The sequence below is a fragment of the Priestia sp. D3YE.R1 genome, assembly GCF_049199565.1.
GTDB classification, from domain to species: domain Bacteria; phylum Bacillota; class Bacilli; order Bacillales; family Bacillaceae_H; genus Priestia; species Priestia aryabhattai.
This window is the reverse complement of sequence record NZ_JBLTHW010000002.1, coordinates 248,519-261,742: the sequence shown is the minus strand read 5'-3', so window position 1 is coordinate 261,742 and position 13,224 is coordinate 248,519. Positions and strand designations below refer to the sequence as shown.

The window sequence follows — 13,224 nt, the reverse complement described above, 5'->3', positions numbered from 1 at the left end:
CATTTGAAAGTTCAATAAAAAGAAAAAAACAACCCCGCTGGATTGTTCTTTTCCTCGTTATTATTTGCCTTCAAATAATAACTTTTCTGCTTCATCTGCAATACCATTTGCACCTTGTACACTTCGGCGAAGAGACCATTTAAATACATCAACTTCATACACTTGATTATTTTTAACCGCTTTTAGCTCTTTCCATAATGGCTGTTTCGCTAAAGGCGTATGACCTTTTTCATTTCGCATAACAATGAGTTTGTCCGGATCTGCTTTTACAAGCTGTTCCATTGTCATTTTTACACTGTACTCTTTTGTAGGATCTGTTAATGCATTTTTGAAGCCCAATTGCTCAAGAACACCCGTTGTAAAGAAATTTGAAGTTCTAGCATTAATATTACCATTTGCATCAGCGATAACAAGTACATTGCCCGGATTTTTTGGCGCTTTTGCTTTTAAATCCTTCATTTTTTGCTTATGCTCTTCTATCACTTTTTCAACTTTTGCTTTCTTGCCAACTGCTTCTCCTACTTTTAACTCTGTATTTAGTAAATCATCATAATTAGCATTTAAGTTTTTTAGTTCAATCGTTGGCGCAATTTTCGATAATTCTTTGTATACATTTTTATGGCGTTCTGAATCAGCGATAATCAAATCTGGCTTCAGCAGTTTAATCGATTCCAGGCTTGGCTGTGCTCGCGTGCCAACTGATTTGTATCCTTTGATTTCTTTTAGTACATCTTTATCAATAAGCTGTTCTGCTTTATCATCATCAGCTACTCCTACAGGTTTGATACCAGCATCTAACAATGCATCAATAAAACCTAACTCTAATACGACTACTCGCTTTGGATTTTCTTTTACCTTTGTCTCTCCAAGCTCATGTTTGATCACTCTTGTTTTTTCATTTTTTTCATCAGCTGAATTTTCCTTATTCGTGCTGCTGCAGCCGATAAGCATTCCGATTGCCAGCATTGTAATAAAAACCAGCAGTCCTATTTTTTTCTTATTCAAATGTCATTCCTCCTGCTTGTATCTTTATGTAGATAATTGACTCTTGAAACTGATAATCGTTATCATTATATCAGTTTTATCTATTTAAACAAGCTGATTCGTTATTTTTTAATTAAAAAATTGTATCTATTCTATAAAAAAGAAAGGACGCAGCAGGAGCGTCCTTTCTTTTTAATCTTCAATACAAAGATACTGAATCACTTCTTTTAAACTTTTCTCTTTCATCGATTCGATATGTAAGTGATATCTTTCGAATGACAGATGTTTAGTTAACGGATTTGGTACAATCACACAGCGCAAGCCTGCTGCCATGGCAGCTTTTGCTCCATTAGAAGAATCTTCAAATGCTAAAGCTTCAGAGGGTTCTACTCCTAGCTTTTCAATTGCATTTCGGTAAAGAGCCGGATCTGGCTTCACTTTTTCTACATCATCGCGCGTTTGAATGACTTCAAAATAGTGCAGCAAATCTAGCTCTTTTAAAAATGCTGTTACCCAGTCGCGATATGAGCTGCTTGCTAAACCAATTTTTAATCCAAGTTCTTTTGCTTCTGCCAGGTACTCTGCTACACCTTCTCGGGCTACTAATAATTTCATTTTTTCTTGATGACGTCTTAACGATTCTTGAGCCAGTTCCTCTTTCGTGAACTCATTGTTAAACTGCTGAAGCAAGTAATCGTAAAGTGCCGTAGCATCCGTTCCCACATAAGAAGCAAATGTTGCAATCGGCAGATCTACTCCCCTGTCTTCTAACATTTCGCGGTACACCTCGTACCACACTGATTCTGTATCAATAATTAATCCATCAAAATCAAACACAACTGCTTTAATCATAATTTACCTACCTTTTTCTATCTTATCGTCCTTACATAGTAACACGTTCAAAATACGTAATCCATAAATGTGGCTTCCTTAATAAGATAGGCTTAAATAGGTGGTTTCTATCCTTACTTTTCTCCAACTTTCATCAAAGGTGACATTTCTTCTGTTTCCTTAAACTCAATGGAAGACAGCTGCCTTCTAAAACCTTTCGTTGCATACACCAAATAAACTAAACCAGCAATCGCCCAGCCAATACCAAGTAAAAATGAATTGCGCTCCAAGTTAAGCCATAAGACGCCAATCGCCGCTGCTCCTAATAGTGGCATAACAATGTATGACCAAAAACCCTTAGCCGATCGGTGCTGCTTTTGATGAACAGCATAGTGCGCAATAACCGAAATATTAACAAAAGAAAACGCAATGAGTGCTCCAAAATTAATAAATGACGTAGCCGTTGCCAGACTGAAGAAAATGGCAGTTGCTGATACAACTCCGACTAATACAATATTTCGCGAAGGTGTACGCAGCTTAGGATGAACATAACCAAAAAATGACTGAGGTAAAATTCGATCGCGTCCCATTACGTATAATAAACGCGAAACGCTTGCATGCGATGACATGCCCGATGATAATGTGCCTGCGATTCCTCCAGCTAAAAAAACAATTTGAAACAGCGTACCGCTCACATACATAGCAATTTCAGGAGCGGCAGCGTCTGGATGCTTGAATCCTTCTAACGTTGGAAAAACCGCTTGAATAAAATAAGATGTGAGGGTAAACATGACTCCTCCAATTAACGCAACTAAAAAAATAGCTCGCGGAATCGTTTTTTTAGGATTGGGCGTTTCTTCTGATAACATAGCCACGGCATCAAATCCTAAATAGGAAAAACACATAAGTGTAGCTCCCGCTATGAGCCCTGATGACGTCATGTTTTGATTAAAAAAAGGCTTCATAGAAAAAAGAGTACCTTCCCCCATTCCGCCTAGCAAGGCTTTGATTGAAACAGCAACAAACAATACTAAAATCGTCATTTGAAATATAACAAGAAACGTATTAAAATTGGCGGTGAAATTAACACTTCGTAAATTTAGCAGCGTAACGATAATGACGAAGCTGACAACCCAAATCCACGATGGTACCGAAGGAAAAATAGATGATAAATAAATTTGAAAAATAAGTGCGTTAACCATCGGTAAAAAGAGATAATCCATTAGTGCAGACCAGCCAACCAAGAACCCTAAATGCGGATTGATTGTCTTTTGCGTATATGTATAAGCTGACCCTGCATTTGGAAACACTTGAATCATCTTTTTGTAGCTTACTGCCGTGAGAAGCATCCCGACAAGGGCTATGATATAAGACGTGGGAACGTGTCCATTCGTCATATCAGACGCAATCCCAAACGTATCAAACACTACCATCGGAGTCATATATCCGATCCCCATTAATACAATCTGCCATAATTTCAACGACCTTTTTAATGTTACTGTTTCATGTTTCATTTATCTTCCCCCTTCTTTTATTAAGAACATTCTGACAATTAAATCCATAAATGCCTGTATTTCATTTCTTTATATAAAAATGAATGACTTTCATTCATTTTTATATAAAGGGCTGTTACATTTACTATAGCAAATATATGATTTATTTCTTTAAGTAGGTAAGGGTTGCTAACAAACTATCTTTTTCTTTTATCATATTATGAAAGCGCTCTATTTTAAATAGCTATATGTTCCTAATCTCCTGCTATATCAACGCAGAAATACCCTCTGAATAAGAGGGATTTCTGCTTACAAACCGTTATTCAATCATCGTATCCAATGACTCTCTTTTCGTTTTCACTGCAACCAAACTAGCAAAATCATGAATGATTGTAGCTGCAAGCAAAGAGGTTATCTGCGTTGGATCATAAGAAGGCAGCACTTCTACCAAGTCAAATCCTACATAGTTAAATCCCGTCAGAGAACGGATCATTTGCAGTGTTTCTCTGCTGCTGAATCCGCCTACTTCAAGCGTTCCCGTTCCTGGTGCACAAGAAGGATCAACAAAATCAATATCAAATGTTAAAAAGCACGGCGTATCTCCAATCGCTGTCTTCATTTGCTCTAAAATCACTGAAAATCCCTTATGTTCAAGCTCTCCTGCTGTCACAACATGATAACCAAGGTCTTTGCTTTCTTGAACATCTCCCGGATGATTTAATGTTCCGCGGATACCAATTTGAAAAACCTTCTTTGGATCTACTAGTCCTTCTTCATATGCGCGTATAAAAGGAGATCCGTGCCAATATTTTTCATCATAATACGTATCCCATGTATCTGTATGGGAATCAAAATGAATCATAGCCACTGGACCATATCTTTTAGCAGCAGCACGAAGACTTGCCAAAGTAACCGAATGATCTCCTCCAATTCCAATCGGAACGATTCCTCTATCCATAAGAGCTCCTACCGCTTCTTCCATTAATTCGTAGCTTCTGTGAATATTATGAGGAATAACCGGCACATCACCGATGTCGATGGCATTTGTATCATCGAATGGATATACGTCGTGTACCGGGTGATAAGGAAACAGCGTCATGGAAGCTTGCCGAATGGCTTGAGGTGCAAAGCGTGCACCTACTCTGAAAGATGCTGCCGTATCAAACGGCATCCCTACTAACCCTACTTTTGCATTTTCTCTTTCCGCTGGAAGCCTCATAAATGAGCCTGTTGTACAAAATTCTGGTTTGACATCTGGGGACAATGGATATTTCATAATTTACTCCTCCGTTTCGATGATTTCAGTTAGTCGCTAGGCTTTTCCATTACTAAAATCATCGAAAGCAACACAGGAATAAGAAACGTTTGCCGACTCATATTCATTGCTCCTTGTTACATTTATTGGTGGTTCAGCTCATTTAACACTTTTTCAAATGTAGAAATAACTTGATCTACTTCTTCCGCTGAAATAGTTAACGGCGGCTCAATACGAATTGTTTTAGAGTTTACAAGTGTACCGGCTACTAGAATTCCTTCATCAAACATTCCCTTCGAAAGCGCGTAGCCAATTTCATCTTGGTGGAACTCAATTCCAATCATTAAACCTTGCCCTCTGATTTCAAGTACTTTATCTCCATGTTTTTCAGCAGCTTTCTTTAAACCAGCAAGGAAATATTCCCCTAGCTCTTTTGCACGGTTTGGCAGCTGCTCTTCGATCAATACGTTAATAGTAGCAATAGCCGCTGCGCAGGCAAGCGGGTTGCCTCCAAACGTTGTTGTGTGCATAAACGGATTATCAAAGAAGCTTGAAAACACTTTTTCTTTGGCTACAACCGCGCCAGCAGGCATAACTCCTCCTCCAAACGCTTTAGCAAGACATAAAATATCTGGTACAACATCGTATAATTCTGATGCAAACATTTCACCGGTACGTCCCATGCCTGTTTGAACTTCATCAAAAATTAAGATAGCGTCGTACTCATCACATAGTGCACGCACCTCTTTTAAATAATTTTCAGGAGGAAGAATAATGCCGCCTTCTCCTTGAATTGGTTCTAATAGAACAGCTGCTACATCTTCTCCTACAAGCGCGCACGTTTCAAATGTTTTGCGCATCATGTCAATATCACCAAACGGGACGTGACGGAAACCTGGAATTAACGGCAGAAATGGTTTACGGAACATCCCTTTTGCAGTACCTGATAAAGAACCTAGACTTTTTCCATGAAAAGAACGTGTTGTAGAAATAAACGTTGTTCGATCACTATACATTTTCGCTAATTTTAAAGCGGCTTCTACACTTTCTGTTCCGCTGTTTGTGAAAAAGGAATACTTCAAATCACCCGGTGTAATATCTGCTAAAATTTTAGCAAGCATTGCACGAAGTGGATCTAATAAGTCTTGGCTATGAAGCGCTTGACGCTGAAGCTGATCTTGAACAGCTTTGACTACTTTAGGATGACGGTGCCCCACGTTATAAATTCCAAATCCGCCCAAACAATCAATGTATTTTTTACCGTTTACATCAGTAAAACAAGAACCTTCATCTGACCATTCAACAGCTGCAAACTGCGTATCCACCGTTACTGTTTTACGATATTCTAAAAAGCCTGGGTTGACATGCTCGCGAAATCCGTCTACTGTTTCTTTCGTAATCCACTGTGCTTCTTCAGCTGACACTTCGCTTTTTTCAATAAGTCCTAGCACTTTGTTGATATATTCATTTACTTCACCGTATGCTTTGTTTACCTCTTGATTTTTCGTCACTGTATTCATTTTAATATCGCTCCTTCTCTACTTTTTAATTTTTAAACCAGCCGATTGGCTCTACTTGTAAGCTAATGTTAATTTGTTTTACTTCTTGAAATTCTTCCAGACCAAACGTGCCTAGTCCTCGGCCAATTCCGCTCTGCTTATATCCGCCCCAAGGCGCTTCATTAAACGTAAAATGGTACGTGTTTACCCAAGTGATACCCGCACGCAGCTTTTTAATCACCCGAAGAGCTTTTGCACCGTCTTTTGTAAACACGCTGCCTGCCAAACCATATTCCGTATCATTTGCAAGCTTAATAGCTTCTTTTTCATCTTTAAACGTTTGAATAACGACAACGGGCCCAAAGATTTCCTCTTGCACAATTTTCATATTTGACGTAACGCTACTAAAAACCGTAGGTTCTACAAAGAATCCTTTTTCCAATCCACTGCTGGTGATTCGATCGCCTCCGCATACAAGGTGGGCGCCTTCTTGCTTTCCAATTTCGATGTATTTTAATACTTTTTTCATATGTTCCTCACTTACAAGAGGACCCATTTCAATCTCTTGATCCATTCCATTTCCTACTTTAATTTTTTGAGCACGTTCTGCAAAACGTTCGATAAATCGCTCAGCAATGCTTTCTTCTACTAAAATACGAGAACCTGCAGCGCAAATTTGGCCGCTCCCTGCAAAAATTCCAAATAAAGCATAATCTACAGCTGTTTCAAAATCAGCGTCAGCAAATATAATGTTCGGTGACTTTCCTCCAAGTTCTAAAGAGACCTTCGTTACATTTTCTGCTGCTTGACGCATAATGTGTTTTCCAGTTACCGTTCCGCCTGTAAAAGAAATCTTATCAACACGATTATCTTGAATAAGCGTATTTCCCACAGTATCTCCGGCTCCCATAACAAGGTTTGCTACTCCTTTTGGTAATCCTACGCTTTCTAAGATCTCAAAAAGTTTTGTAGGAGTAACCGGTGTCACTTCAGAAGGTTTAAATACAATCGTATTTCCTGCAGCTAAAGCAGGTGCAATTTTCCACACGCTCATCAATAGCGGATAATTCCAAGGTACAATCAATCCGCACACGCCGATTGGTTCTTTTATAACCATTGCTTGCATAGGTGCAGGCACACTGTACGTTTGACCGTCTGGCTTTGTAATTAACCCAGCGTAATACCTAAAACAAGCAGCTGCATCTTCCACATCAGCCTCAGCTTCACGATATGGCTTTCCGTTATCCATTGTTTCTAATGCTGCTAGTTCTTCTTTCGCTTCCTCAAGCTTATCGGCAATTTTGAATAAGATGGCTGCTCTTTCAGATGCAGAAGTCTCAGACCAAATTCCGCTGTCAAAGGCTTCTCGTGCTGCTTCAATTGCTGCTTTCATATCTTCTGCGCTGCCTTCTGCAGCATATCCAATCACTTCACCTGTAGCTGGATTAACAGTAGAGCGCTGCTTCTCTGCTTTTCTCCACTCTCCGTTTATGTACATATTCAAGGTTAAAGTTTTAACAGCTGTACGATCCATAAGATACCTCCTTATTGAATAACGACTGATTGTCAGTCATTTCAAACGATTAAAAAACTTATAATTCTGATAATTGATTGTATGTTTTGAATGAATGTCAGTCATTTTAATAGGTGTAATATCAGCAGTGCTAATATTACACGGATGGCACAAGAGAACGCTTTAAGAACTGAAATAGTTCTTCCTTTGATTGCTGAAGTGTGACATCTTGCTCACGCCCGATATAAAAAAGTTCAGCAGCATTTTCAATCAAATTAATCATCGTCTTAGCTGTCCATTTAACGTTAAGCTGCTTGATGACTTCTTCCTTTCTAACAGCCTGATTTAATACCTCTTCAAACCAGTTGTAATAAGGTAAATAAATTGCTTCCCATGTTTCTAATGAATAGTCAAAAGCAAGCCCTGAATAACATAAAACAAGAACATCCCTATACTCATCTGTTGTTTTATACGTTTCGTCAATCATTACCTCTAATGTACTTAAAAAATCCGTTGCAGTTTTAGCTCGTTCTTTGATTTTTTCAAGTGACAAAGAAAGTAAGTTTTCTGCAATAGCCGGAACAAGAGCATTTTTAGATCTAAAATAAAGATAAAAAGTCCCTTGTGCTACGCCTGCACGCTTTACAATGTCTGAAATTGATGTTTTATCAAGTCCTTTTTCAGATATGACTTCAATCGCTGCCTGTAAAATTTTATCGTATTTTTCACTTGTGCTTGTAACCAAATCTTTCCCTCCACCTATAAAATGAATGACTTTCATTCATTTTACTATAAGAAGCTGAAATTATGCAAGATAAAATTTTCTGAATCTTTAAATTTAATCAAAAGTTCCTCCGTATGGTGCTTCAAAAATATTTTTTTATTGTATCAATTTTCTCTCACGTTTCTTCTATGTCTCACTGTTTTTTTCTTCTTTTTACAATTCAAGGTAAAAGCTGATGCAAAGCTCTTTAATCAATTATTAATGCCCGCATTTGTTTATTTGATTCCAGCCCTTTTCTTCTTTGGAATCGGTGTGGTGCCAGGTGTTATCTCATCTGTTATCTTTGCAATGCCTCCGACGTTTCGCTTCACGAACCTAGGTATTCGTGAAGTACCCGCTGACTTAGTAGAAGCAGCAAATGCCTACGGTTCAACAACAAAACAAAAATTATTTAAAGTACAGCTTCCATTAGCTACAAAAACAATTATGGCAGGAATTAACCAAAGCATCATGCTGTCTCTTTCAATGGTTGTTATCGCCTCTCTTGTAGGTGCTCCGGGACTTGGTGCGGAAGTATATCGTGCAGTTTCTCGACTTGAAGTCGGCACGGGCTTTGAAGCTGGAATTTCAATCGTTATTTTAGCGATTATTTTAGACCGTATTACAGAATATTTTGGAAATCGTTCAAACCAACGAGCATAAGTAAAAAAAGAAGCCAACTCACCGGAGTTGGCTTCTTTTTATTTATTTTTGTAACACGCTACAAAGATTGCTTCTCCTTGAAACGATTCAATTCTCTGCTGATTCGTTTTGATGTCGAAAAACTGTTTAAATCCGCTTGGTATATTCAGCATATATTGAGTAAGCTCACGCTTTGTCTCTTCCGGAACATTCATCATTCCACACCAGTCATCAAATAAAAAGCGCTTTGGAAAAGTTGTCAGCACTTCTGTACGGAATCCTTGCATTTCAAGCATAGAAAGCCACTCTGTTTTTTTATAAGCACGATAATGGCTTGGATCTCTTGTCTTTTCAACTCGATTATAAAACTCGTCATAAGCATTCACTTCCGGTGCTACATTATCAATGAGCAAGAACTGTCCGCCTGGCTTTAACACTCGGTATACCTCTTTGATGAACTGTTTAATATTAGGAAAATGGTGCGGTGCAATTCTGCACGTTACCGTATCAAACTCGTCATCTTGAAATGGCATATCCTCAGCATCTCCTTGAACAAACGATACATTTTCATAACCATTTTCTTTAATGAAGCCTTCAGCACTTTGCAACATTTGAGGAGTTAAGTCAAAAGCCGTTACTTCTTGAAAGACAGGTGCTAACTTATTTGCCACGTGTCCTCCTCCTGTCGCTACATCAAGCAGCTTTCCTCCTCTATTTTCTTCAGCAATTTCCGCTAAAACCGCTAAATCTTTGCCTTTTGCATGACCTTTACTTTTGACATACTTTCCGGCATTCCCCCCGAACTGACTGACCACCATTTCTTTATTACTCATCTATTCTCCCTCCATTTCTCTCTTTAAACCTCTCTCTTACTTTGCCTAGTGCATTCACATATTTATTATGAAACGTGTGAATGTATTCTTTTTCTTTCTCCCCACTGATGAAACAATCGAAACAGCGGAGGAAGAAGCAGCCAAATGGTTAAAATCCGAAGCACTTGGACTGCTACTACTAACGTCGAATCAGCCTGCAGTACAATGGATGTAGTGGCCATTTCTGCAATGCCTCCAGGAGCAAACGCTAAAATAGACGTGATAAGCTCAATTCCAGTTATTTTGGAGACTACTAGTGCACATACGAACATAGCGGCGATTAAGCCGATTGTATTAATAAGCGCAACAACTATAATTTTTTTTACGCCAATAAACATTTCTTTATGAAAGCGAGAACCAATGCTTGAAGCAATAAAAATTTGCGATAAAATCATCACAGAATGAGGCCAGTATGCTTGAAGGTTATAGCCCGCGTACGATGAAGCAGCTGTTTGAACAATCGCAACAGTAAGCATTCCTCCTACTAACCAAGGAGCAGGAAATTTTAGTTTTTTCCCTATATAATAGCCTACTACTGCTATAACGATTAAAACGCCTGTCCATAACAGTGAGCCCCATTGAAAAACACTTGGGGTAACTGACACTGCATGCCGTCCTGTATTACTTCCCCAATAGACCACAAATAAAGGAACAGCAAGCACAACTAAAAACACGCGCATCGTTTGAATGATGCTTACAACTGCCGTATTGGCTCCTACCTCTTCAGCCATGCCTGGCATTGCGCTCATTCCACCCGGAGTCGTACCGAAAAAGCTTGTTAATAAGTCGGTGGAACTGAACTTCCATAGCAAATAACCGGATAAAAGAGAAAAAACAACGGACAGCAAAAGCATAATCGTAATGGTGGACCAGTGAGCCTGAAACGTAGTCAACACAGATAAGTTAATCTTTTGACCTAATTCAATCCCTAAAATGCACTGTCCAGCGTACAGCCAATATTTTGGAATGCCTTTTTTGCTTGTTTGAGATAAAAAACGCGGCTTTCGAAAAGCTAGAATAGCTGCTAAAATGAGGGTCCCAAGCATCCAGCCAATGGATAAGCCTGTTAACGATAAAAGAAATCCTCCCACGCATGTTAATAAAATAAAAAATATAGATTGTAAAAAAATAATTCTTGCGTTCATATCTACTTCCTTCCTTCTACAAGGCTTTTCTTTCTTACACCGAACATTCTTCTTCTTAACTATAGTATAATTTTAGAGATAATTAAAATATCGAAATTTTATTATAAACCATTCATTTTTTTTATTCCTGGAGGGGTAGTATGGACGATCGAGATTGGCTTATTCTACAAGTGTTGTATCGAGAAAAAAACATTACAAAAGCAGCCAAGGAGCTGTTTATCTCTCAGCCTGCGCTTACGCATAGACTGCAGCAGATGGAAAAGGAATTTCATGTTCAGATCGTGAACAGAGGGCGCCGCGGAGTTCAGTTTACACCGCAGGGAGAATATTTAGTGAAGTGCGCAGAAGAAATGCTGCTTACGGTTCAAAAAATAAAAGAAAATGTGTTAAACATGGATGATCAATTAACCGGTACTTTACGTCTAGGAGTATCTAACTTTTTTACTGACTACAAACTCCCTGGGCTATTACGCTTATTTAAAGAGCGATTTCCCGACGTAGAATTCAAAGTCACGACCGGATGGAGCAGCGACATGGCTCATCTTCTTTATAAGCACGATGTTCATATTGCGTTTGTAAAAGGTGATTATAACTGGCAAGATCAGAAAGAGCTACTTTTTAAAGAAACCATTTGCATTGCGTCTGCACAGCCTGTCGACATAAACAATCTTCCCAATCTACCTCGAATTGATTATCATCAAGATCGGTTTTTAAAAACATCCGTTGATAACTGGTGGGCTGAAAATTACTCTCAGCCTCCCCTTGTCAGCATTGAAGTAGATAAAGCAGAAACATGTAAAAAGATGGTTGTAAACGGACTAGGCTATGCGATTTTGCCGAGTATGCTGCTTGATGATGCAGCAGAGATTTACAGATACACGTTAAAAACAAAAGATCAAGAGCCTTTAACGCGCAGTACATGGATGTTTTATCATGAGGATTCATTAAAAATTAACATCGTAAAAGCTTTTATTGAGTTCATTCAAAACTTGGATTTAAAAGATGTACACTGATAGAAAGAGGTTGAGACATACCGAAATGAATTTAATCTAAAGACGTACAAATGAGATATATGAACTGAACTGCTTTTGACGCCGCAGTTGATTTCCATGCAAGACTGCTAGAAGGAACGAAACAGATAAAACTATGCTCACCAAAACAAAAAAACGAACCACGAATCAAAAGTCTTGATCAATGGTTCGTTTTTCACTCCGTCTAAAATCCTTTTACCCCAACCTCTTTCTATTGTATTTATTCATCATTTGTTCCGCCCATTAAGTCAGAATACAGCTTGCTTTGCTGTTCAAGAAAAACTTTAGCACCGCTGCTGTTTTTATAAAAAGAGGTTAAATCGTTATCTTTAAGCAGCTGTTCCCATTCTTTTGTATGAACCATTTCATAAACTGCTTTATTCCAATATGCTACTTGTTCTTTCGTCATATTAGGCGGTCCCATTAGACCTCTCCAATGACTAAACGTTACGTCAATTCCCGCTTCTTTCCACGTTGGTATCTCTTTTAGCTCTTCTAGCCTTTTTGGAGAAGAAACGGCGAGTATTCTTACCTGCCCTTGTTCATACTGCTTTTTTACTTCTGATAAGGACATGGGTGCTACATCTAGCTGATGATGAACAAGCGCATCGATCACTTTATGACTGCTGTTGTAAACAAAAAACTCAAGCTTGGAAGAGTCTACGCCTGCTTTTTTATTGAGCTGCATGAACGATAAATGATCGTCGTTTCCTAATCGGGGTGATATTCCCACTTTCATACTGGATTCACTTTGATTTAACGTGCGTATGAGCTGTTTTAAATTGTATATAGGAGAGTTAGCAGGGACTACGATGACCTCCCATTCAGATGTTAAAATAGCGAGCGGAGTAAAGTCTTTATAGGTTAATTGACTTTGCCCTAGCAAATTATTTGTAATCAGCAAACTGGAATTCCCGGAAACAATATTTCCTTCTTTTCTCTGTTTAATATATTTCCACCCTTCTTCACCTTGCCCACCTATTTTATTACTAACAGAAACCGTTACCTTCACAATCTTCTTTTCCGTTAGCACTTGTTGAATGGCTCTTACTGTTGCATCTGCTCCTCCGCCTTTTGCACCGGCTGCCACAATTTCAATTTTTTCCATACCAGTGCGGTCTTTTTTAGAGGGAGAAGAACAGCTAACAAGCAATACACTTATAAACACTATCATGAGCTTTTTGATCATATATACC

General features: G+C 38.6%; 11 protein-coding genes and 1 pseudogene. 2 read left to right on the top strand and 10 right to left on the bottom strand.

What is annotated here, in order from left to right; translation table 11 throughout:
- Positions 1–60 precede the first annotated feature (60 nt).
- From ACOZIR_RS13615 to ACOZIR_RS13585, 7 genes are all read right to left on the bottom strand, one after another.
- On the bottom strand, positions 61–1,005 hold the full coding sequence (locus ACOZIR_RS13615) for an ABC transporter substrate-binding protein (protein WP_045294004.1): 945 nt from the start codon (positions 1,003–1,005) through the stop codon (positions 61–63).
- A gap of 171 nt (positions 1,006–1,176) precedes the next feature.
- A complete protein-coding gene (locus ACOZIR_RS13610; RefSeq protein WP_045294006.1) occupies positions 1,177–1,836 on the bottom strand; it encodes an HAD family hydrolase in 660 nt (219 codons plus the stop codon).
- Between the two features lie 113 nt (positions 1,837–1,949).
- The gene (locus tag ACOZIR_RS13605; RefSeq protein WP_045294008.1) at positions 1,950–3,329 is read right to left on the bottom strand and encodes an APC family permease; all 1,380 of its coding nucleotides are present in this window, start codon (positions 3,327–3,329) and stop codon (positions 1,950–1,952) included.
- Between the two features lie 298 nt (positions 3,330–3,627).
- Positions 3,628–4,584, bottom strand: a complete 957-nt coding sequence (gene speB, locus ACOZIR_RS13600; protein WP_045294009.1) for an agmatinase — start codon at positions 4,582–4,584, stop codon at positions 3,628–3,630.
- Between the two features lie 122 nt (positions 4,585–4,706).
- Positions 4,707–6,083: a putrescine aminotransferase gene (locus ACOZIR_RS13595; protein WP_028407593.1), complete on the bottom strand. Its 1,377-nt coding sequence runs from the start codon at positions 6,081–6,083 to the stop codon at positions 4,707–4,709.
- Positions 6,084–6,108: 25 nt separating this feature from the next.
- On the bottom strand, positions 6,109–7,596 hold the full coding sequence (locus ACOZIR_RS13590; RefSeq protein WP_310878250.1) for an aldehyde dehydrogenase family protein: 1,488 nt from the start codon (positions 7,594–7,596) through the stop codon (positions 6,109–6,111).
- 136 nt (positions 7,597–7,732) lie between these two features.
- A complete protein-coding gene (locus ACOZIR_RS13585; protein ID WP_081356466.1) occupies positions 7,733–8,320 on the bottom strand; it encodes a TetR family transcriptional regulator in 588 nt (195 codons plus the stop codon).
- Between the two features lie 240 nt (positions 8,321–8,560).
- Between ACOZIR_RS13585 and ACOZIR_RS13580 the strand changes: the two are divergent.
- Positions 8,561–9,001, top strand: a pseudogene (locus ACOZIR_RS13580) (ABC transporter permease); the annotation flags it as partial.
- A 38-nt stretch (positions 9,002–9,039) separates the two neighbouring features.
- Here ACOZIR_RS13580 and ACOZIR_RS13575 read toward each other — a convergent pair.
- Together ACOZIR_RS13575 and ACOZIR_RS13570 are read right to left on the bottom strand one after the other, a co-directional pair.
- Positions 9,040–9,813 (bottom strand): class I SAM-dependent methyltransferase, encoded by a 774-nt coding sequence (locus ACOZIR_RS13575; protein WP_045294015.1) that lies wholly within the window; start codon positions 9,811–9,813, stop codon positions 9,040–9,042.
- Between the two features lie 65 nt (positions 9,814–9,878).
- A complete protein-coding gene (locus tag ACOZIR_RS13570) occupies positions 9,879–10,997 on the bottom strand; it encodes an AbrB family transcriptional regulator (protein ID WP_310878251.1) in 1,119 nt (372 codons plus the stop codon).
- A gap of 140 nt (positions 10,998–11,137) precedes the next feature.
- Here ACOZIR_RS13570 and ACOZIR_RS13565 point away from each other — a divergent pair, with 140 nt between their 5' ends.
- Positions 11,138–12,010 (top strand): LysR family transcriptional regulator, encoded by an 873-nt coding sequence (locus ACOZIR_RS13565; protein WP_045294019.1) that lies wholly within the window; start codon positions 11,138–11,140, stop codon positions 12,008–12,010.
- 238 nt (positions 12,011–12,248) lie between these two features.
- Here the strand turns inward: ACOZIR_RS13565 and ACOZIR_RS13560 are convergent, their stop codons facing one another.
- Positions 12,249–13,217 (bottom strand): tripartite tricarboxylate transporter substrate binding protein, encoded by a 969-nt coding sequence (locus tag ACOZIR_RS13560; RefSeq protein WP_045294021.1) that lies wholly within the window; start codon positions 13,215–13,217, stop codon positions 12,249–12,251.
- Positions 13,218–13,224: the final 7 nt, after the last annotated feature.

Excerpts from the sequence above, each read along its gene's own strand:
- ACOZIR_RS13590 (WP_310878250.1), bottom strand. The coding sequence starts at position 7,596 with ATGGATCGTACAGCTGTTAAAACTTTAACCTTGAATATGTACATAAAC.
- speB (WP_045294009.1), bottom strand. The coding sequence starts at position 4,584 with ATGAAATATCCATTGTCCCCAGATGTCAAACCAGAATTTTGTACAACA.
- ACOZIR_RS13575 (WP_045294015.1), bottom strand. The coding sequence starts at position 9,813 with ATGAGTAATAAAGAAATGGTGGTCAGTCAGTTCGGGGGGAATGCCGGA.
- ACOZIR_RS13560 (WP_045294021.1), bottom strand. The coding sequence starts at position 13,217 with ATGATCAAAAAGCTCATGATAGTGTTTATAAGTGTATTGCTTGTTAGC.
- ACOZIR_RS13595 (WP_028407593.1), bottom strand. The coding sequence starts at position 6,083 with ATGAATACAGTGACGAAAAATCAAGAGGTAAACAAAGCATACGGTGAA.
- ACOZIR_RS13570 (WP_310878251.1), bottom strand. The coding sequence starts at position 10,997 with ATGAACGCAAGAATTATTTTTTTACAATCTATATTTTTTATTTTATTA.
- ACOZIR_RS13610 (WP_045294006.1), bottom strand. The coding sequence starts at position 1,836 with ATGATTAAAGCAGTTGTGTTTGATTTTGATGGATTAATTATTGATACA.
- ACOZIR_RS13605 (WP_045294008.1), bottom strand. The coding sequence starts at position 3,329 with ATGAAACATGAAACAGTAACATTAAAAAGGTCGTTGAAATTATGGCAG.
- ACOZIR_RS13565 (WP_045294019.1), top strand. The coding sequence starts at position 11,138 with ATGGACGATCGAGATTGGCTTATTCTACAAGTGTTGTATCGAGAAAAA.